At 41.1% G+C, this 20,794-nt stretch carries 25 protein-coding genes; 19 read left to right on the forward strand and 6 right to left on the reverse strand.

The features are described 5' to 3' along the window. Positions 1-36: 36 nt before the first annotated feature. Positions 37-759 carry a pseudouridine synthase gene (locus tag ABEV15_RS03650; RefSeq protein WP_429630282.1) on the forward strand — a complete coding sequence of 241 codons (723 nt, stop codon included), beginning with the start codon at positions 37-39 and terminating at the stop codon, positions 757-759. Between the two features lie 38 nt (positions 760-797). Here ABEV15_RS03650 and ABEV15_RS03655 read toward each other — a convergent pair whose 3' ends face one another. Further along, a complete protein-coding gene (locus ABEV15_RS03655) occupies positions 798-1,019 on the reverse strand; it encodes a DeoR family transcriptional regulator (protein ID WP_004888976.1) in 222 nt (73 codons plus the stop codon). 173 nt (positions 1,020-1,192) lie between these two features. Here ABEV15_RS03655 and pepV point away from each other — a divergent pair, with 173 nt between their 5' ends. From pepV to ABEV15_RS03695, 8 genes are all read left to right on the forward strand, one after another. Next, complete coding sequence (gene pepV / locus ABEV15_RS03660; protein WP_498852379.1) at positions 1,193-2,596, forward strand: dipeptidase PepV; 1,404 nt, start codon at positions 1,193-1,195, stop codon at positions 2,594-2,596. An 85-nt stretch (positions 2,597-2,681) separates the two neighbouring features. Beyond that, positions 2,682-3,833, forward strand: a complete 1,152-nt coding sequence (locus tag ABEV15_RS03665) for an MFS transporter (protein ID WP_498852380.1) — start codon at positions 2,682-2,684, stop codon at positions 3,831-3,833. A 33-nt stretch (positions 3,834-3,866) separates the two neighbouring features. Next, entirely contained in the window at positions 3,867-4,397 is a 531-nt protein-coding gene (thpR, locus tag ABEV15_RS03670; RefSeq protein ID WP_498852381.1) for an RNA 2',3'-cyclic phosphodiesterase, read from the forward strand. Between the two features lie 20 nt (positions 4,398-4,417). After that, positions 4,418-4,795, forward strand: coding sequence for a CidA/LrgA family protein (locus ABEV15_RS03675; RefSeq protein ID WP_237812528.1), 378 nt, complete (start codon positions 4,418-4,420; stop codon positions 4,793-4,795). Beyond that, positions 4,792-5,463, forward strand: a complete 672-nt coding sequence (locus ABEV15_RS03680) for an LrgB family protein (protein ID WP_498852382.1) — start codon at positions 4,792-4,794, stop codon at positions 5,461-5,463. Before ABEV15_RS03675 ends, ABEV15_RS03680 begins: the two co-directional genes overlap by 4 nt. A 36-nt stretch (positions 5,464-5,499) precedes the next feature. Continuing rightward, positions 5,500-6,456, forward strand: a complete 957-nt coding sequence (locus ABEV15_RS03685; protein ID WP_498852383.1) for an NERD domain-containing protein — start codon at positions 5,500-5,502, stop codon at positions 6,454-6,456. A gap of 209 nt (positions 6,457-6,665) precedes the next feature. Beyond that, a complete protein-coding gene (pulA, locus tag ABEV15_RS03690) occupies positions 6,666-8,786 on the forward strand; it encodes a type I pullulanase (protein WP_498852384.1) in 2,121 nt (706 codons plus the stop codon). Between the two features lie 82 nt (positions 8,787-8,868). After that, positions 8,869-9,645 carry a phosphotransferase gene (locus ABEV15_RS03695; RefSeq protein ID WP_429630271.1) on the forward strand — a complete coding sequence of 259 codons (777 nt, stop codon included), beginning with the start codon at positions 8,869-8,871 and terminating at the stop codon, positions 9,643-9,645. Here ABEV15_RS03695 and ABEV15_RS03700 read toward each other — a convergent pair. Continuing rightward, the gene (locus ABEV15_RS03700) at positions 9,637-9,906 is read right to left on the reverse strand and encodes a YtzH-like family protein (RefSeq protein ID WP_429630269.1); all 270 of its coding nucleotides are present in this window, start codon (positions 9,904-9,906) and stop codon (positions 9,637-9,639) included. The genes ABEV15_RS03695 and ABEV15_RS03700 overlap by 9 nt on opposite strands. Positions 9,907-9,978: 72 nt before the next feature. Between ABEV15_RS03700 and trmB the strand changes: the two genes are divergently transcribed. Together trmB and ABEV15_RS03710 are read left to right on the forward strand one after the other, a co-directional pair. Then, positions 9,979-10,629, forward strand: coding sequence for a tRNA (guanosine(46)-N7)-methyltransferase TrmB (gene trmB, locus ABEV15_RS03705; protein WP_498852385.1), 651 nt, complete (start codon positions 9,979-9,981; stop codon positions 10,627-10,629). 79 nt (positions 10,630-10,708) lie between these two features. After that, positions 10,709-11,005 carry a hypothetical protein gene (locus ABEV15_RS03710; protein ID WP_498852386.1) on the forward strand — a complete coding sequence of 99 codons (297 nt, stop codon included), beginning with the start codon at positions 10,709-10,711 and terminating at the stop codon, positions 11,003-11,005. Between the two features lie 81 nt (positions 11,006-11,086). On the opposite strand, the gene ABEV15_RS03715 is transcribed toward ABEV15_RS03710, so the two are convergent. Continuing rightward, positions 11,087-11,383 (reverse strand): PepSY domain-containing protein, encoded by a 297-nt coding sequence (locus tag ABEV15_RS03715; protein WP_498852387.1) that lies wholly within the window; start codon positions 11,381-11,383, stop codon positions 11,087-11,089. A 107-nt stretch (positions 11,384-11,490) separates the two neighbouring features. Between ABEV15_RS03715 and ABEV15_RS03720 the strand changes: the two genes are divergently transcribed. From ABEV15_RS03720 to murC, 8 genes are all read left to right on the forward strand, one after another. Beyond that, positions 11,491-12,558 carry a M42 family metallopeptidase gene (locus ABEV15_RS03720; RefSeq protein ID WP_498852388.1) on the forward strand — a complete coding sequence of 356 codons (1,068 nt, stop codon included), beginning with the start codon at positions 11,491-11,493 and terminating at the stop codon, positions 12,556-12,558. A 12-nt stretch (positions 12,559-12,570) separates the two neighbouring features. Continuing rightward, positions 12,571-13,098 carry a DUF84 family protein gene (locus tag ABEV15_RS03725; RefSeq protein ID WP_429630260.1) on the forward strand — a complete coding sequence of 176 codons (528 nt, stop codon included), beginning with the start codon at positions 12,571-12,573 and terminating at the stop codon, positions 13,096-13,098. After that, positions 13,095-13,421, forward strand: a complete 327-nt coding sequence (locus ABEV15_RS03730; protein WP_498852389.1) for a thioredoxin family protein — start codon at positions 13,095-13,097, stop codon at positions 13,419-13,421. Before ABEV15_RS03725 ends, ABEV15_RS03730 begins: the two co-directional genes overlap by 4 nt. Next, on the forward strand, positions 13,414-14,220 hold the full coding sequence (locus ABEV15_RS03735) for a DUF1444 domain-containing protein (protein WP_498852390.1): 807 nt from the start codon (positions 13,414-13,416) through the stop codon (positions 14,218-14,220). Before ABEV15_RS03730 ends, ABEV15_RS03735 begins: the two co-directional genes overlap by 8 nt. Further along, positions 14,217-14,822, forward strand: a complete 606-nt coding sequence (ytpR, locus tag ABEV15_RS03740) for a YtpR family tRNA-binding protein (protein WP_429630255.1) — start codon at positions 14,217-14,219, stop codon at positions 14,820-14,822. The genes ABEV15_RS03735 and ytpR overlap by 4 nt, the downstream gene beginning before the upstream one ends. A gap of 72 nt (positions 14,823-14,894) precedes the next feature. After that, positions 14,895-17,057, forward strand: a complete 2,163-nt coding sequence (locus ABEV15_RS03745) for a DNA translocase FtsK (protein ID WP_498852391.1) — start codon at positions 14,895-14,897, stop codon at positions 17,055-17,057. A 71-nt stretch (positions 17,058-17,128) separates the two neighbouring features. Continuing rightward, positions 17,129-18,238, forward strand: coding sequence for a nicotinate phosphoribosyltransferase (locus ABEV15_RS03750; protein WP_429630253.1), 1,110 nt, complete (start codon positions 17,129-17,131; stop codon positions 18,236-18,238). Positions 18,239-18,396: 158 nt separating this feature from the next. Continuing rightward, the gene (gene murC, locus ABEV15_RS03755; RefSeq protein ID WP_498852392.1) at positions 18,397-19,698 is read left to right on the forward strand and encodes a UDP-N-acetylmuramate--L-alanine ligase; all 1,302 of its coding nucleotides are present in this window, start codon (positions 18,397-18,399) and stop codon (positions 19,696-19,698) included. An 11-nt stretch (positions 19,699-19,709) separates the two neighbouring features. Here murC and ytxJ read toward each other — a convergent pair whose 3' ends face one another. The 3 genes from ytxJ to ABEV15_RS03770 are packed head-to-tail and all read right to left on the reverse strand — an operon-like array spanning position 19,710 to position 20,760. Then, positions 19,710-20,039 carry a bacillithiol system redox-active protein YtxJ gene (gene ytxJ / locus ABEV15_RS03760; protein ID WP_429630250.1) on the reverse strand — a complete coding sequence of 110 codons (330 nt, stop codon included), beginning with the start codon at positions 20,037-20,039 and terminating at the stop codon, positions 19,710-19,712. Then, a complete protein-coding gene (locus tag ABEV15_RS03765; protein WP_429630249.1) occupies positions 20,017-20,355 on the reverse strand; it encodes a YtxH domain-containing protein in 339 nt (112 codons plus the stop codon). The genes ytxJ and ABEV15_RS03765 overlap by 23 nt, the downstream gene beginning before the upstream one ends. Before the next feature lie 12 nt (positions 20,356-20,367). Further along, the gene (locus ABEV15_RS03770) at positions 20,368-20,760 is read right to left on the reverse strand and encodes a DUF948 domain-containing protein (RefSeq protein ID WP_498852393.1); all 393 of its coding nucleotides are present in this window, start codon (positions 20,758-20,760) and stop codon (positions 20,368-20,370) included. Positions 20,761-20,794: the final 34 nt, after the last annotated feature.

The raw sequence follows: 20,794 nt of genomic DNA on the forward strand, positions 1-20,794 counted from the left end.
AACGTCTAAAAACGAAAAACATTTGGAGGGATTTTAGTGCTGCGAATCGATAAACTGTTAGCAAACATGGGATATGGAACGAGAAAAGAGGTGAAAAAATTATTAAAAGCCGGAGTTGTCAAAGTTGATGGGATGATGGTAAAAGATGCAAAAACGCACGTCGATCCGAAAAAGCAAATCGTTACAGTATGGGGAGAAGAAGTGGAGTATAAACCGTTTATTTATTTAATGATGAACAAACCAAAAGGGGTCATTTCAGCAACGGAGGATGCGGTGGAAGAAACGGTTGTTGATTTATTAGAAGAGGAAGATCGTATCTTTGATCCATTCCCGGTCGGACGGCTTGACAAAGATACGGAAGGCCTATTGTTATTAACAAACGATGGTCAACTTGCCCATCAGTTGTTGTCACCAAAAAAACATGTCCCGAAAACGTATGAAGCAATTATTGACGGTGAAGTTACAGAAGAAGATGTCGCTGCATTTCGACGCGGCGTTGTGCTTGATGATGGGTATGAAACGAAACCAGCAGAACTTGTCATTATCCGCTCCGGTTTACGATCGGATGTTCAGGTTACGATTACAGAAGGGAAGTTTCATCAAATTAAACGAATGTTTCAAGCGGTCGGTAAACGTGTTGTTTATTTAAAGCGGATTCAAATGGGACCGATATCGCTTGATGAAACGTTAGAACCGGGAGAGTACCGCGAATTGACAGATGAAGAAATTGCTTTATTAAAGGGAGAAGGCAAAAAATAGGAACCTGAACGAATCAGGTTCCGTCTATATCCATGCTGTTAAGATGACATCTTCACCCTTTTTTTAGTTGTTGTCCATTTACCTTTGCTAGGGCTGTGAATTAAATCGTTGTATGCTAACACGTTTAAATCCCGCTGAATTGTTCGTGGTGTAATACCGAATTCTTCCACGAGCTCTTGCGTTGTCACTGTTCCTCTTTCGCTAATGAACATGTAGACGGACTTAATACGGGTTAGCATGCGATCGGTAGATGGTTTCAAATGATCACTCCCTATCGTTACATCATTCGCATGGTACAACAAAGATGAAAAACTAGATGTCTTACCATCTATTTTACACGAAAACATAAGAAAAATGCTATAAATTTGCTGAATTTTACACAATATTAATACAATTAATACCATATTTTTCTTAAGGAAAGGTGAAAGCGACGATGAATATGAACTGGATGGAAGAAGTAAAAAAACGGGAGTCAGCGCTTTTGCAAGATTTACAAACGTTTTTACGCATTCCAAGCGTGCGAAATGAGCAAACGGCTACAACAGAGGCGCCATTAGGAAAAGAAGTGTATGAAGCGCTTTATTACATGTTAAAACGTGGGGAAGAAGAAGGATTTGCTGTAAAAAACGTTGATGGGCTAGTCGGACACATTGAAATGGGAGATGGGGAAGAGATCGTTGGGATATTATGTCATGTTGATGTTGTTCCGCCAGGTGACGGTTGGACGTTTGATCCGTTTGGGGCAACGATTGTCGATGGAAAGATTTATGCGCGTGGCGCGTTAGATGATAAAGGTCCGACAATTGCTGCGTTTTATGCGATGAAAATTGTTAAAGAGCTCGGGTTGCCACTGTCTAAGCGCGTGCGCATGATTATTGGAACAGATGAAGAGAGCGATTGGCAATGTGTTGAGCGTTATTTTCAAACGGAACAAATGCCGGTGCTCGGTTTTGCGCCAGATGCTGACTTTCCAATTATTTATGCCGAAAAAGGGATTGCCGACTTTGATCTCATTCAAAAACCGATGAATAACAAAGAACATCAGCCGCTCCTTCTTTCGCTTCATGCAGGGCGTCGATACAATATGGTGCCAGATTTTGCGGAAGCTGTTTTGCAGTTGACCAACGAAAACGATATAAAAGAGCGTTTTATTGCGTTTTTACATGCGCATACGCTTGACGGTGAAGCGCATGTAGCTGGCGAAACGGTGACGTTGTGCGTGCGCGGTGTTTCTGCTCACGGCATGGAACCAAACAACGGAGTAAATGCAGGGCTATGGCTTGCAAAATTTTTGGAGAATGAAGCACTTGATCCCCAAGCAACCGAGTTTGTCCGTTTTGTTTCCCAATACTTTTATGGAGATACACGTGGACAGCGATTAGGTGTTGCGCATGCAAACGAGGAACTTGGCGATTTGACGATCAACGTCGGTGTTCTTTCATATACGAACGAACATGGTGGAAAGATCGGCATTAATTTGCGCTACCCTGTTACGAACGATATCACGCACACGAAAAAAGTGATTGAACAAATTGTCCAACGTCATCAGTTTGTATTCACAAACTTTTCTAATTCATCACCACATTATGTGGAGAAAGATCACCCGCTCGTTCAAACGTTACAACGTGTATATGAACAACAAACGGGTGAACGTGCATCGTTACTTGCGATTGGTGGTGGAACATATGCGCGTTCTTTACAAGCAGGGGTAGCGTTTGGTCCGTTATTCCCAAATCGCCCAGATGTTGCGCACCAAAAAGATGAGTATATGTTTATCGATGATTTACTTAAAGCAACAGCCATTTACGCCCAAGCGATTTATGAATTAGCAAAATGACAATTTCCAAAAATATGTTATAATGAAAAGTGCCGTCGATCATGACGGTACTTTTCTTCATTTTAATTGATATGGGGGATTTTTTGTGTATACACGTATTTTTCGCGCATTTTACTTTTTGCAGTTTTTTAGTTTCGGTTCGCTTTTTCCATTATTATCTGTGTATTTAAAAGATGAAGTCGGATTATCGGGAACGGAAATCGGGATGATTATGTCGATTAGTCCGATCGTTATGATTTTTATCCAGCCAATTTGGGGAATGATAAGCGATTATACGCGTAAGCCAGTTCAAGTGTTAATCGTATCTTTATTAGGTACAGCTTTTTTTGGTTTTATGTATTCGTTCGTTCATTCATATGCATGGTTGCTTGTGATTGCCGCACTGCTTGCTGTCATGCAAAGTGGCATTGTTCCGTTGTCCGATAGTATTACCCTCCATTATGCACAAAAAGCGAATGAACGGTACGGTTCAATTCGTTTGTGGGGGGCGCTTGGGTTTGCAACCGCTGTTCCGATAGCTGGGCAAGTAGCTGAGTGGTTCGATCTTCGTTTTATTTTTTACATTTTCGTTGCTTTGCTCATTATTTCGAGCGTACTCGCCTGGAAATTACCGAGGGAGCAGTCGGGCGCAAAAGTAAACATTCGAGAAGGAATGAGAGAGCTGATTCGCATTCCGCCGTTTCTTTTATTTTTGTTAACGACGTTTCTCGTTTTCGGACCGATTTATGCCAACAATTTTTATTTCGGCATTTTGATTACTGATTTAGGGGGGACGCTTGCAGGAGTTGGTCTCGCATTTTTATTGGCCGCAGGAAGCGAAGCGCCGTTTATGAAGTTTGCTGACGGTGTCGTTCAAAAATTTGGGATGATGAATGTGCTGTTAGTAGCAACGGCTTTATCTTGCGCTCGTTGGTTATTTTACTTTTTTGAACCACCGCTAGTGATCGTGTATGCAACAACGTTCGTACAAGGAGCGTCTGTCGGCTTATTTATTCCAGCTGCCCTACAATACGTTCGCGATATTACTCCCGCTCACGTGCGTACGACGGCTGTATCGCTTTATGCCACGGTCGGAAATGGGCTTGGAAGCTGGTTTTGTACATTTGTAGGAGGGTATATTTTAGAACGTTGGACGATTGAACATGTGTATTTATTTTTTGGCCTGTTGACCCTTGGAGGAATGGTGATTTTTGCTTGGCAAGCAAAAAAGACGTTGCATAAAGTATCGGAAATTTGATAAAATTTAGAAAATTAAAAGGTGGGACAATAAATGCATTACTTTTTGGCAATTCCTTTGCCGAATGAAGTAAAACAGCAGCTTCATGCCTTTATTTCCGAATGGAAAGCGCCATTTCGTTTGTTCGTTCATGAAGCAGATTATCATATTACACTTGCTTTTTTAGGGCGGGCAACGGAAACAGAACGAAAACAAATCGCAGCGCTTATGCCAGATGTGATCCAAAGACATCGAGTATTTTCATTACAATTGAGCGAAGTTTATTCGTTTGGTTCTCGTATTTTATGGTATGGGGTAAAAGAAGAGCCTTGTTTGTTTTCCCTTCGCCAAGATGTGTATGACGTTTGCCGGCAGATCGGTTTTTCTCTTGATGCGCGGCCGTTTACGCCGCATATTACGTTGGCGAAAAAATGGAACGGATCATTTCCATTTTCACTTGAAACATATCCGCGAAAAATGGAAGGGGAAGACGTTTGCTTTTTTGTGAGTGATGTTGTGTTGTATGAAACACATTTAAATGAAACACCGAAATATAAGCCGCTTATGCGCTTTCCTCTTTCATAATCGACAAGAGGGGGGAAAAGATGGGGGTTACGGTCATTCAAATCGGGGTATTGTATATGCTGTATATTTTTGGTTCGATTATTCAGCAACTGCTACACATCCCTATTCCAGGTAGTATGATAGGGATGTTGTTGCTATTTTTATTGTTAATGACCGGAATGGTGAAGGAAGAGTGGATTTCCCGTGGTGCTAACATGCTTTTGTCTCATTTAACACTTTTGTTTATTCCGGCAACTGTTGGCATCATTGATTATGTTGAACTTTTTTTAGGGAAAGGGATATGGTCTATTTTCGTTGTCATCGTGAGTACAATGATCGTCATGTTGTTTGCTGGTTTCATCGGGCAATGGGCACAAACACGTGAACAAAAGCGAATGCATGAGGTGAAAGGAGCATGATTGGCGCTAGTTTGCTCATTTGGACGATTGTCGTGTATATGGCGATGCGCAAATTGTATGCTCGCTTTTATTTTCCTTTGCTTGTGCCAATCGCTACGAGCACAGTAGTCATCATCATCACGTTATCGCTTTTTCATTTGTCGTATGAACAATATATGACAGGAGGAAAATGGCTTGTTCATTTGCTTGGACCAGCCGTTGTCGCGCTAGCTTTGCCGCTTTACCAACATCGGCATACGTTAAAACAATTTTTATGGCCGTTGTTATGTAGCACATTTTTCGGCACGATCATTGGAATGGGTAGCGGTTTATTATTAGCGCGTCTTTTTCATTTACCAGAACGAGTTGTTCGCTCGATTATTCCGAAATCGGTTACTTCGCCTGTTGCGATGGATATTGCAAAGTTGATTGACGGTATACCGACGCTTGCAGCGGTATATGTCATGGTTGCAGGGATTTTTGGTGCCATGTTTGGACCGACTATTTTTCAACGCTTGCGTCTGACCACAGCTTTAGGGGTCGGGAGCGGACTAGGGGCGGCTTCACACGGCATCGGTACTGCAAAAGCGCTTGAAATTGGTAAAAAAGAAGCAGCAATTAGCTCGGTAGCGATGACATTAAGCGCAATTTTTGCTTCCCTTCTTTGTCCATTGTTGCTTTTGTTGTAGAATGAAAGTAACAATTTGTTGCTGGAGGTTTCAGTTGTGGGACAGCTCATTAAGCTTCAAGATTATATTTCGCGCTACGAGCTAGATATTTATCATTATCCGAGCGAGTTTATTCGTTTAAAAAAGAAGCAATGGGAACGAATGAAGCATGCATGGGAGACGGGTCAATTGGTGCCACAAGTGGAGTCGCATGTACATGAGTCATGGAAATGGCTTGAAGAGGAACCGTCACTTTTTGATAAGATTAAGCGCATATGGAAACGGAAAAAAGTAAAAGATGTGACGTATGAAAATGAACAGTCGCAAGAAGAGGAAGACTTTATGTTTTCTATTCCGTCCGAACCAAAAACGATTGAAGAATTGAAAATATTATTTTTAGAAAAGTTGTTTCAACTGCAAATTCGTTGGGCGAGCTCGACGTTAACGGAAGAATCCGTTATTGATCCGAAATATTATTATGACGTATATTTAAAATATTTTTCGCAACGTTTTCCAGATACATACTTATGTATGTACAAGCCTGTATTTCTATTGAAAAAAGCCCCTGTCGAGCTTAATACGATTTTGATTAGTCCAACAACGACGTGGTGCGTTGCGTTTACGGAAGAACGGAAAAATAACATTATTGTTGGCTCAGCTGAACGTTTTTGGACGGAGATTGTCGATGATGTGGAGAGAAAAATCGTCAATCCGATGATTTCGCTTCATCGAACGGAAAAAGTTGTTCAAACGATTTATAAGCAATTTTCCGTCGATATGCCGATCAAAAAAGTGTTGATTAATCGGGAAGGGTATATTGATTATCGCTACGCACCGAGCGATCTTGATATCGTCGATCGCCGTCATTATGAGACATGGTTTATGTCACTCAGACAGTTGACGATGCCATTGAAACATACGCAACTGAAGGCGGCGCAATCATTGCTCACATATTGTGATGCACGCTATTACGATCCGCTCGTTATTGAAGAAATAGAAGAGGCTGACGAATGAAGCGTAGCCTCTTTTTCGATTTTTTATAATTATGGTAAGGATAAATACTTTTTTTGTTCTTCTTGCATAATAAGTAAGTAACCAGATGGTAAAAGCGGAAATGGAACGCTACATGAAATACATGAATGCATGATTTTCCCCCTCTTTTTTATTGAGTTCATTTTACAACAAAAATAATTGACTTCAAAACTGGAAGTTGGTGACCGATAATGATGACAAAACAACACTCGTTTGAAGCCTATTTAGATGAGTTGACGTTAATTACTATTTTGGTACCGAACGATGTTGTTCAAGAACGTGCACCAATATTTTTTTTATGCGATGAAGAACAAACAGCATACCGTTTAACAGTTCGTTCAAGTGAGAAACAACACTCATTTACAAAATATGAGTGTCTCGTCCCTTTTATCGTTCCATTAGGGAAACGATATGTCGTTTATACAGAGGAAGGATGGCAAACACCTTTACTGGTAGGGGCGGTGATGCGAACAAAAGCGTTTGACGATTTATACGCATATGACGGAAATGATCTTGGTGCAACGTACAAACCGGAAAAAACGACGTTTAAAGTGTGGGCGCCGACGGCAACAAAGGTGTTATTAAAGCTTATTCATCCGAAGACGAAAGAAGAAACAATTTATGCCATGGTGCGCGAACAAAAAGGGGTATGGACTTATACCGTTTATGAAAACATGGAATATTTTTTGTATACGTATCAGACATATATCAATTTTGTTTGGCGAGAAGCAGTGGATCCTTATGCAAAAGCAGTTTCAGTTAACGGCACATACGGTGTTGTTGTTGACCTTTCGAAGACAAACATAAAAAAACCAACGATGCCTCCGTTTATTTCTATGACGGATGCGATCATTTATGAAATGCATGTTCGTGATTTTACGATCCATCCTAAAAGTGGCGTGGAACATAAAGGGAAATATCTCGGTTTAGCGGAGCAGGATACATTAGGACCAAACGGAAAGGTGACGGGTCTTTCGTACGTAAAACAGCTCGGTGTGACACATGTTCAACTTATGCCTGTGCAAGATTTCGACGGAGTGGATGAGCTCGAGCCATTTGAATACAACTGGGGATATAACACGGTTCATTACAACGCTCCAGAAGGAAGTTATGCGACGGATCCAATCGATCCATATGCACGTATCATCGAGTTAAAGCAGGCGATTCGTGCGTTTCAACAAGAAGGCATTCGCGTCATTTTAGACGTCGTCTATAATCACGTATATATTCGAGAAACATCATCGTTTGAACAGCTTGTACCGGGTTATTATTTCCGATACGAATCAAACGGTTATCCATCGAATGGAACAGGAGTTGGGAATGATTTAGCATCTGAGCGGAAAATGGTACGAAAATTTATCGTTGATTCGGTGACGTATTGGCTAAGTGAATATGGTGTCGATGGATTTCGTTTCGATTTAATGGGCATTTTAGATATCGACACAATGAATGACGTTCGCCGAGCTATCGATGCAATTGATCCGACTGTTCTTGTTCTTGGAGAGGGATGGGAGTTAGCTACTCCATTACCTCAAGAAAAAAAGACAACGATTGCAAACGCGAAACATACGCCTCGTATTGCTTATTTTAACGATCGATTTCGGGATTATGTAAAAGGAAGTACGTTTCAAGTCCACGATCGAGGATTTGCTTTAGGGGGTTGTTCCTATAAAGAAGCGGTAATGGAAGTTATTCGAGGAAGCATCCATCTATTTTTTTCGCCAAGGCAAAGTGTCAATTATGTCGAATGCCACGACAACCATACGTTATGGGATAAAATGATCATCGCCAACGCGCATGAAAGCGAATATATTCGTCGAAAACGTCAAAAGCTAGCTACAGCGATCGTTTTATTATCGCAAGGTATTCCGTTTTTGCATAGCGGGCAAGAGTTTTATCGAACGAAACAAGGAATTGAAAATAGTTATAACTCCCCTGATGAGGTGAATCAAATCGATTGGGAGCAAAAAAGCCGATGGGAAGAAGATGTTCAAGACATCATTTCGCTTATTGCGCTTCGGAAAAAGCACGGTGCGTTTCGTTTTATAACCGCTGATCAAGTGAGGCGTCATATGAAATTTTATGATACACATCCATCTGTTATTGCTTATCAGCTTGTAGATGTCGGAGCGCATGGCCCATGGGAGCAAATTGTCGTCGTCTACCATAATGAAGAAAAGAAAACGACGTTGCCCCTTTCTGGAGGGGAATGGACAGTCATTTTTAGCTCGAAACAAGAAGACAGAGAGAAAATATATAATCGTTTTATTGAAATAAATGGAATTGGTACGTGGGTATTAATTCAATGTTGACGAAGAAACGATCAGAAAGATAAAATCTAGTAAGATGACAATCGCTATCTTTTATTTTGACTAAGTCGAAAGGTGAGCTCACTTGGAACAGTTACTAGGTAAGGAGTGGGAAATTTCCCCCGCAGGCGGTGCGACAGGGGATGCATATATTGCGGAATATGATGGGAAAAAGTTGTTCTTAAAGCGCAACTCTTCTCCCTTTTTAGCTGTTTTATCAGCGGAAGGAATCGTTCCAAAATTAGTTTGGACGAAACGGATGGAAAATGGGGATGTCATTACGGCCCAACAATTTTTGCATGCGCGCGAACTAAAGCCACACGATATGACTAGCAAACAAGTTGCGCAATTGCTACGAAAAATTCATCGTTCAAAAGAATTGCTGGCGATGATGGAACGGCTCGGCAAAAAGCCTTTGTTGCCCAATCGTTTGCTAGAAGATGTGAAGAAAAGCGGATGTGCTGAACTAAAAGAACATTCTGTTGTTCGAGAAGCTATCGCATTTTTAGAAAGACATGTAGACGGGATATATTATACCGATTATGTCGTTTGCCATTGTGATATGAACCATAACAACTGGTTGCTGACAGAAGACAATCAGCTTTATTTAATCGACTGGGATAGCGCAATGATTGCTGATCCGGCGATTGATATTGGGATGTTGTTATATGCTTACATTCCACCAGAACAATGGGATAGTTGGTTAGAGGAATATGGATTATTGTTTGATGAACAGTTACAGCTGCGTATGAAGTGGTATACTGTTGCTCAAACGGTTATGTTGACCGCATGGCATAAAGGGCGAAACAACGAAAAGGAAATGCAACGGTTGCTGCATTTCCTTGAACATTTGTTACGTTAACTGATTCATCCATTCAGCAAGTTGTTGTTCGTGTTGATCGATGTGCGAAGAAAGGTCAGTCGTATTTTTCCCAGTTTGACTGTATGTGTAAATATGAGATAACGTCTGTTTCAGTTCAGAATGGATAGCATCATTCGCCATTAACGATTTGGCGAGCCGTTCAATTTGTTCGCATTCTGCTACTGTACCTGAACGATCGAGTTGATGTTCCGATAAAATATCTTTTAATACGGTTAATTGATGCTCATGATTAATGGCCATGTTCATCCCCCTATTCGCTTATTAATATGGCCATTTTTATCTTTTTATATGCAAAGAAACGGAGGATGAAATGTGCGTTTAAGAAATAAGCCTTGGGCGAAAGAAAAAATTGCAGCATATCCACAATACATTATCCCACAACCTGAACAATACAAAGGGTGCTGGCGTGAATTGTTTTCAAACGATCATCCGATTCATGTCGAAATTGGTACAGGAAAAGGTCGTTTTATTACAGAAATGGCAAAAATGCACCCGAATATTAACTATATTGGTATTGAGTTGTATGAAAGCGTCATTGTATGTGCGCTTGACAAGTTGATCGAGAACGATTTGCCGAATTTGCGCTTATTAAATGTCAATGCAAAAGATTTAACAAATATTTTTGCCAAAGGAGAGGTTGAACGTATTTATTTGAACTTCTCTGACCCGTGGCCAAAAAAGCGGCATGAAAAACGCCGTTTAACATATCGCACATTTTTGGAACTATATGAAAACATTTTGGTCGATGAGGGAGAAATTCATTTCAAAACGGATAACCGTGGATTGTTTGAATATTCTCTTGTCAGCTTCTCGCAATATGGTTTAGTTCTTCAATATGTCAGCCTTGATCTTCATCGAAGCAATTTTGAAGGAAATGTGATGACAGAATATGAACAGAAATTTTCAGAAAAAGGAAATCCGATTTATCGTTGTGAAGTGAAGTATCGAAAACCTATGTCATAATTAGGCATAGGTTTTTTTCTTTTCTGGATATTTTCGTAATGTTAAAATGAGTAACGAAAGAGGACAAAGGGGAGAAATAATGGAGAAATTAACGATCGGTCAAGCAACGATGACGTGGTTAAATGGAGGAATTACACATTTAGACGGTGGAGCGATGTTCGGTGTCGTACCAAAGCCACTTTGGGTGAAAAAATACCCATGCAACGAACAAAATCAAATTCCGCTCCGTACCGATCCTATTTTATTGCGAATGGATAGAAAAAATATATTAATTGAATCTGGCATCCGACGAGGAAAACTAAACGAAAAGCAAAAACGAAACTTTGGTGTAAAGGAAGATCCTCCTTATAACAACAGTTGGCTCTTCTTTCTTTAACATCTTTCCGAAAGACATTGACCTTGTATTAATGACACATGCTCAAACGTCAATAAAAACCCAAGCGGCTTTGCTTGGGTTTTACAATTTTCGTGCATCAATAATCGTTCCTGATTTTGCATCAATAAAACATTCATATGCACCTGTTGGACGAGTAATTCCACCTCGATAGACGTCATAACGCAGTCCATTTTTTTCGATCGTTTCAACGGTCGTTTGAATCCACGATCCTGTAATCGCACCAGTTTGTTGAAAAGCTTCTTTTGCCTTTTGAAGCGCTTGTTCAGATGAAATAAAACGTTTATGTTGCCACTGATGAAATATGTACGCAGCCGTTGCACCGACAACGACGCCGGTAAAAAATGTTTTGATGCGCATATGCATTCCTCCACTTTTTCTTTTTAGTATACCGAATTGTACGAGTGGAAACTACATGTAAAATTCGCTACAATGACAAATAGCGAGTAAAGAAAGGGGAGAAAACGATGGATTTGCAATTGTTTCAAACGTTAACCGAATTGCCAGGAGCGCCGGGAAATGAACATGCAGTGCGCGCTTTTATGCGTGAACAGTTACAAAAATATGCTGATGATATTGTGCAAGATCGGCTCGGGAGTATTTTTGGGGTAAAGCGAGGAACAGAAAATGGACCGGTCGTGATGGTTGCTGGACATATGGATGAAGTTGGTTTTATGGTCACTGCTATTACTGAGCAGGGGATGATTCGTTTTCAACCGCTTGGCGGGTGGTGGAGTCAAGTATTGTTAGCTCAACGTGTGCAAATTATAACGGATCACGGTCCAATTGTCGGTGTGATTGGTTCGATCCCGCCTCATTTGCTCGATGAAGAACAGCGGAAAAAGCCGATGGATATGAAAAATATGCTGATTGATGTTGGTGCAGATGATCGAAACGATGCGGAGCGCATGGGCATTCGTCCTGGGCAACAAATTGTGCCAATTTGTCCGTTTACACCGATGGCAAACGAGAAAAAAATTATGGCGAAAGCATGGGATAATCGTTACGGTTGCGGTTTGGCCATTGAGTTGTTAAAAGAATTAAAAGATGAAACGTTGCCGAATGTATTATACTCTGGGGCGACGGTTCAAGAAGAAGTAGGGCTTCGCGGGGCGCAAACGGCAGCAACGATGATTAAGCCGGATATTTTCTTTGCGCTAGATGCAAGCCCAGCGAACGATATGACAGGAGATGAAAAAGAGTTCGGGCATCTTGGCAAAGGGGCGCTTGTACGCATTTATGATCGCACGATGATTACTCATCGCGGCATGCGCGAATTTATTTTAGATACAGCGGAAACGAACAATATTCCATACCAATATTTTATTTCTCCAGGTGGCGGAACAGATGCGGGGAGAGTGCATATCGCGAATAGCGGCGTTCCTTCAGCTGTCATTGGCATTTGTGCACGCTATATTCATACACATGCTTCTATCATTCATGTTGACGATTACGAAGCGGCAAAACAGCTATTAATCGCCCTTGTGAAACAATGTGACCGTGCGACAGTCGATGCGATTCGTCATAACGGTTAAGGTGATTGAGCGATGAAAATTGCAGTTGGAACAAAAAACAACACGAAAGTAAAAGCGGTAAAAGCTGTATTTCATGAGGCTCACCATACGATCATGGTGAGCGATGTACAACCGAGTGTATCAAAACAGCCGTTTTCCGATGAAGAAACGTTGCAAGGAGCCATTGAGCGAGCGACGTTAGCTGTTCGTGACCAACAAGCTGATATCGGGATTGGATTAGAAGGCGGCGTATTTGTTGCACAAGATGGGACGATTTGGCTATGCAATTGGGGAGCGCTCGTTGATCGTGATGGAGCCGTTGTTGTTGCAGGAGGGGCACGCATCCCTCTCCCCGTCGAAATTGGTGAACAATTAAGATGTGGGAAAGAATTAGCCGAAGTGATGGATGAATACGCAAACCGTCGCGACGTTCGTTCAAATGAAGGAGCGATTGGCATTTTGACGAATGGAGCAATCGATCGAACAACGATGTATGCACATATTGTTCATATGTTAAAAGGGCAATACGAGCATCAAAAGAAAGGACGGATGAATAGATGAAAACGATTGAACGTATCGAGCAGTATAATGAAGTCATAAAACAAGGAAAAGTCATCATGATGTTTACGGCTGATTGGTGCCCTGATTGTCAAGTGATTAAACCGATTTTGCCAGAAATTGAAGCGCAGTTTTCAGACTATACGTTTTATGCTGTAGATCGTGATCAATTGCTTGATTTGTTTACAGAGCATAACGTATTTGGCATTCCGAGTTTTATCGCATATGAAAATGGACAAGAACGTGGACGATTTGTCAGCAAAGATCGGAAAACAAAAGAAGAAATTGTCGCGTTCATTCAAAGCTTAGGTGAGCGTGATGAATAGTAAACAAATAAGCGAGCATATTCAACAGCGGTTATCCCATTATCCATGGGAGTTTCAATGGGATCGAAAAAAAGATACGCTTCGAATTGAGCATCGCGAAACGAAAAAAGGAGTGACCATCTCCTTGCCCCCCATTATCGCAAAATGGGAACTAGAAAAAGAGAGAGCCATTGATGAAGTGATTTATTATGTCGAGCAAACGTTAACGGCATTGCACGATGATTCACTGCTACACGGAAAGGAAAAACATATATATCCGGTCATTCGTTCTACCTCATTTCCGACAAAAACGAATGAAGGAGCGATGTTTATTTATGACGAGCATACAGCAGAAACGCGCATTTATTATGCGCTTGATTTAGGAACAACGTATCGCCTCATCGATGAACGTTTAGTTGAATCGGAGCGCTGGGATGTGCAACAATTAAAAGAGATTGCACGTTTTAATGTTCGTTCATTGCCAACAACGGTAAAAGAAGACCGTGTTGCGGGCAATACGTTTTACTTTTTGAATACAAATGATGGGTATGATGCAAGTCGCATATTAAATGATTCTTTTTTAAAAAAGTTTGCTGAAAAAATAAAAGGAACGATGCTACTTGCTGTCCCTCATCAAGATGTGCTCATTATTGCTGACATTGAGAACGAAATCGGCTATGATGTACTTGCGCAGCTGACGATGAGCTTTTTTGCAAGCGGCAGAGTGCCGATTACTGCCCTTTCGTTTTTATACGAAGATGGACAGTTGCAACCAATTTTTATTCTTGGAAAAAATCGTCGAAAGGATGAGAAACAATGAATGTATTTTACAACCGTGAAGGCATTGGCGATACGCTGCTTATTGCATTAAAAGCTGTTGATCCACAAGCGCGCGCTTTTGAGAAAAAAGGCGACGTTGTGCGCATTTTTAATGAACAGACAGGTGAAACAGTTGGTTACAATATTTTTCATGCGTCTACATATGGCACATTTGAAGGAAATGGGGTTGTTGAACTAACAGAACAAGTCATTGCGACAATTAATGACATATTGCAAAAAAATGGTGTAAATGAACAAGTAACGGCTGATTTTTCACCAAAGTTTGTTGTCGGTTACGTGAAAGAAAAAGAAAAGCACCCGAATGCTGATAAATTAAGCGTTTGCCAAGTAGACGTTGGTACGGAAACGTTGCAAATTGTATGTGGGGCTCCGAACGTAGAAGCAGGACAAAAAGTCGTTGTTGCCAAAGTCGGAGCGGTCATGCCAAGCGGTCTTGTCATTCAAGAAGCAGAGTTGCGTGGCGTGAAATCTTACGGAATGATTTGCTCTGCACGCGAACTAAACTTGCCAAACGCCCCACAAGAAAAAGGCATTCTTGTTTTAAACGATGAGTATGAAGTAGGTCAACCATTTTTCAGCTGACTTCCATCGCGGCAGTCAGCTTTTTTTGTGGTAAAATAAAACCGAACGTACTAAAGAAAGAGTGAGGATCGAATGGGTTGGTTAAAGGCATTATTTTGTTATATGTTCGGGGAGCATGAGCCAAAAAAGATTCGAAAACAACAACAGTCCGTACCGACGAACGAATATAAAGAAATTGAAGCGAAAGTCGTTTATGAATATCCGAAAGGAAAGTTTCGCTTTCCGTTAATTCCAGATGAACCAAAAGAAAGAACAAAAGAGAGAACATATGAGCCAAAACGATCATCGTTACAAACCGATTCACTTAAGAAAAAAACGTATCGCATAGAGCGTGCAGCGAGTGAATCGCGCGCGTTTCGCCCAACGGATGTCCCTTCGCCTGTATTTGGTTATAAACGAATGGAACGTGTCGAACGAAATAGAGAAAATGAACCAATTGTCGAATTTGAACTTCCGGTTGTTGAAAAAGTAGAAAAAATGGAACATGTGCATATACAAGCAGCTGAGTTGGCAGAAAAGGGTGATCAGCCTGCCAGCAAAATAAGTGAACATATGATGCAAGTGAGTGAGCCTCTCGATAACGAGGTGGACAATTTTGTTCATGAAAAGGAAGACGAAAAACAAGAAGGAATAGACGTTGTCGAAGAAAAGGTAGAACAGAAACAACAAGTCGAAGAACAAAGAAAGCAGGAGCAAGTAGAAGAAAAAAGCGAACAAAACAAAGAGGAACAAACACGTCAACGAAGCGGTGTACCATATAATGTCATGATGTTAAAACAAGATCGGGAAAAATGGAAGGAGCGACAGCAAAAACAATCATATGTGTTCCCGTCATTATCGTTGTTGCATGCACCAGTTATACGCCATGAAGATGATGAGGCGTGGCTAAAAGAACAAACAGAGCGATTAAATGAGACGTTTAAAAATTTTAACGTTGGAGCAACGGTCGTTCATGTAACGAAAGGTCCGACGGTTACTCGTTTTGAAGTACAGCCGGAACTCGGTGTGAAAGTGAATAAAATTACGAATTTAGCAGATGATATTAAATTAAATTTAGCAGCTATTGATATTCGTATTGAAGCACCTATTCCAGGGAAAAACACGATCGGAATCGAAGTACCGAACCGATCAAGCCGTCCTGTTTTTATTCGCGAAGTGTTGCAAAGTGAAGAGTTTCAGCAATCGGCTTCACCGTTAACTGTGGCGTTAGGGCTAGATATTTCAGGGAGACCGGTCGTTACAGATTTGAAAAAGATGCCGCATGGGTTAATTGCCGGTGCAACAGGATCAGGAAAAAGTGTATGCATGAATGCGATGTTAGTCAGCTTGCTATATAAAGCAACACCGCGTGAAGTTAAGCTGTTGCTCATTGATCCGAAAATGGTCGAACTTGCGCCATACAATCATATTCCGCACTTAGTAAGCCCTGTAATTACCGATGCTAAGGCAGCAACAGCAGCGTTGAAATGGGCTGTTTCTGAAATGGAGCGAAGATATGAGTTATTTGCTCATACGGGGGTGCGTGATATTGGTCGCTATAACGAATTAGTGCGAAAGGCGCAAAAACCAGAACAACATTTGCCTTATCTTGTTATTGTCATTGATGAGCTTGCGGATTTAATGATGGTTGCGCCAGCTGATGTTGAGGAGGCGATTTGCCGCATCGCTCAAAAAGCGCGAGCATGCGGCATCCATTTGCTTGTCGCAACACAACGACCGTCTGTTGATGTCATTACCGGCTTAATTAAAGCAAACATTCCGACACGTATCGCCTTCTCCGTTTCGTCGCAAATTGATTCACGCACGATTATTGATATAAATGGTGCCGAAAAATTACTCGGGCGAGGCGATATGTTGTTTTTAGAAAATGGAACGTCGAAACCAATTCGTTTACAAGGAAATTTTGTATCCGATGAGGAAATTGAGCGCGTTGTTGCTCATGTGCGTCAACAAATGGAACCGTCTTATTTATTTCAACATGACGAGCTTTTACAACAACATACACAGACCGATGAAGAAGATGACTTATTTTATGAGGCGTGTGAATTTGTTGTTCAACAAGGCGGTGCTTCGACATCAAGTTTGCAACGTCGCTTTCGCATCGGTTATAACCGCGCGGCTCGTTTAATTGAGATGATGGAGCAGCGTGGCATCGTATCAGCGCCGAAAGGAAGCAAGCCGCGCGACGTTTTAATTGACGAACAAGATCTTGAGCAACTACAAGATACGATTTAGATGGAGTGGTCGTGAAATAGAAAACATGCTATGCTAAATACGTGAAAACGACGGCTGAAGGGGAAAGAGAGATGAAAGAAATCGAATTGAAACTACAAGGAAAAATTAAACGACTAACGAATAAAACGTTCAAATTTGATGAGCGTGTGCGAGATGGCTGGTTTTCAGCTGTATACTTTTTAAAAACTCGTGAAATCGTTAAGGAATTTCGTCCGAATAATATTGTTACAATGCAATTTTTCCAAAAAGAACATGCTGTTTTGTGTGGAACGGACGAGGTTATTGCCCTGTTGCATACGTTTGCTGATGAACCAGAAAAATTGGAAATTTATTCATTAAAAGATGGTGACAAAATTAGCCCGTTTGAGACGGTGCTCACTATTACAGGACCATATCAAAATTTTGGATATTTAGAAGGCATTATTGACGGGATTTTAGCTCGCCGGACATCTGTAGCAACAAACGTGTATAACGTCGTTAAAGCAGCGGCATTATCTGGTGTACAAAAACCGATCATTTTTATGGGAGATCGCGATGATCATTTTATGATGCAAGCAGGTGACGGATATGCCGCCTTTATTGGTGGTTCAACGGCGCAAGCAACGCATGCGATGAACGAATGGTGGGGAAAACAAGGCATGGGAACGATGCCGCATGCGCTTATTCAATTGTTTGATGGCGACGTGGTTGCGGCAGCGAAGGCGTATCATGCGAAATACCCAGATGATGATTTAATTGTGCTTGTTGACTACAACAACGACTGTATTACAGATGCGCTGAAAGTTGCGCGTGAGTTTGGAGATAAGTTAAAGGCGGTTCGTGTTGATACGTCGCGAACGATGATCGATCAATATTTTATTCGCCACCCGGAAGTGCTTGGTACATTTGATCCACGTGGCGTAAACCCTCCCCTTATTTTTGCTTTGCGTGAAGCGCTCGATCGTGAAGGATTTGAGCATGTGAAAATCGTTGTAAGTGGCGGATTTAATGAACAGCGCATTATTGAGTTCGAAAAGCAAGGTGTGCCAGTTGATATGTACGGAGTGGGAGGTAGTTTGTTAAAAGTACATATCGGTTTTACGGGCGACAATGTGTTATTAAATGGTAAACATCAAGCGAAAGCTGGTCGTCGTTATCGTCCAAATCCGCGCCTTGAAAAAGTGGAGTATACACCTCAGTAACACGGAAAAACTGATAGAAGAACGCTTCTATCAGTTTTTCTTATCATTGTGTGCAAACGATGGTATAATGGTGTTTGTTACATAAGATGAAAATAGCAAAACGGAATTTGTGTCATATACTGCTATATAGATCAACGATAGTTGATGGAGGTTTTTTTATGACTATTTACCATTTTGTCGGTATTAAAGGAACTGGAATGAGCGCACTTGCTCAAGTGTTACATGATATGAAGTGTGTTGTCCAAGGTTCAGACTACGATAAGCGGTTTTTTACGCAGGAAGCTCTTGAAGAACGGGGAATTCCCATTTTTCCATTTAGCGCGCAAAATATTCAAAACAACATGGTTGTAATTGCAGGGAACGCATTTCCAGATACTCATGAAGAAATTGTAGCAGCCCGTGAACTCGGTGTACCGGTAGTTCGCTACCATCAGTTTTTAGGTGATTTTTTAAAAAAATTTACTAGTATCGCTGTAACAGGAGCGCATGGGAAAACGTCGACGACAGGCTTGCTTGCTCATGTGATGCAAGGGGCGCAACCGACGTCATATTTAATCGGAGACGGTTCTGGAAAAGGACGAGAAGGAAGCAAGTATTTTGTATTTGAAGCATGTGAATATCGCCGTCATTTTCTAGCGTATTGCCCCGATTATGCGATTATGACAAATATTGATTTTGATCATCCAGATTATTTTGCCAATATTGAAGATGTGTTTTCGGCGTTTCAACAAATGGCATGGCAAGTGAAAAAAGGAATTATCGCCTGTGGAGATGATGAGTATTTACAAAAAATTCAAGCGAAAGTTCCTGTTGTTTTTTATGGCTTTGGCGAAGATAACGACTTCCAAGCAAGAAATATTGTGAAAACACCAGAAGGAACATCGTTTGACGTATTCGTTCGCCATACATTTTTCGCTTCTTTTCACATTCCGCGATATGGTGATCATAACGTGCTTAATGCGCTCGCTGTTATTGCGCTTTGCCATTATGAAGGAATTGATGTAAGCATTATTCAAGAGCGATTAAAAACGTTCCCAGGGGTCAAACGTCGCTTTAATGAGAAAATGTTCGGTTCACAAGTGCTTATTGACGACTATGCACATCATCCGACAGAAATACGTGCAACGATTGAGGCGGCAAGACAAAAGTATCCTGAACGTCAAATTGTTGCGATTTTTCAACCGCATACGTATACAAGAACACAAGCTTTTTTGCATGGATTTGCGGAAAGTTTATCACTCGCTGATGCGGTATATTTGTGCGATATTTTTGGATCGGCGCGAGAGCATCAAGGGAAGTTATCGATTGAAGATTTGCGCGCAAAAATTGCTGGAGCGAAACTTTTACATGAAGAACAAGTTGACGTATTGAAGCAACATGACAATGCAGTGCTCGTTTTTATGGGAGCTGGTGATATTCAAAAATTTCAACAGAAATACGAACAATCTGTTCACGTATAAAGAAAAAGCAACTATGATGCGCTCATAGTTGCTTTTTTCATTTGTTCGTACGTGACGCTCCAATGTGATGCATGCCACTCTACACCTCGTTCGGTTATCCATAGTACTTGAGGAGATTCGTGTTTTACATGAAACGTTTCCGCAATATATTGTGACAGCGGGCGAGCGTGTTGTACGTGTAAGTAATAAGCATGAATGTTTGGGAAGTCTTTTGTGAATCGTTCAAACTCCGTCCACGCACGATGGCTAATTGGGCATGTCAGGCTATGTTTCATCAATAAAAACGGACGATGTGACGAACATATTTGCTCAAATTGTTCAATTGTTTCTATTTTCTCCATTTGCATCAATTCCTTTATTGAAACGTTCTTCGACATCATCAACCGCTTGCTCCGCTTCTTTTAACAATTGCTCTACATCTGATGAAGGAAGCGGAATAGGGATGGACGAGAACGGTTTTTGCTCGTCTTGTTCTCCTTGTCGTTCATTAACTTGTGAAACATTTTCTTTTTTATGTTGTTGCCATGGTGTTATGTTCGTTTCCATGAAATCTTGGAGCAGTTGTTTTCCACGTTCGCTCGATAAAAATAATGCTGCTGCTGCACCAGCCATGCCTCCAACGATTGCGCCAAGTAGAAAAGAACCATTTTTAGACATATGAACGCCTCCTTATTTTTTTTTCCCTTTCCATTTTGTCCATATTTCAATAAGTGTTTGTCCCCATTGAATCGCTTGCGTAATTTTTTTTTCGTTTGTTGCTAACGTTTTTGAAATCGAATCGTTGAATGTTTGAACGGTGACACCTACTTGTTTGACGGCATCAAATACACTTTGTAAGCTTTCCGCTTTTTTATGCACGTCATCTGCGAGCGCGTTCGTCTTATGTAGTAATTGTGCCGTTTCTTTTCCGATTTCATGCATTTGTTTTTCAACTTCTTCAACGGTTTTTGCAACATGTTGCAACGTTGTTTGAAGCGTTTTTAATGTTTGGACGACATAAACGACTAAAATAAGAAAGGCGATCGCGATGAGTGCAATACTGCCATACAAAACAATATTCATTGTGAAAAACTCCTTTCTGTCTATCCCATGTTTC

The organism is Bhargavaea massiliensis (assembly GCF_050480245.1).
Taxonomy (GTDB): domain Bacteria; phylum Bacillota; class Bacilli; order Bacillales; family Anoxybacillaceae; genus Anoxybacillus.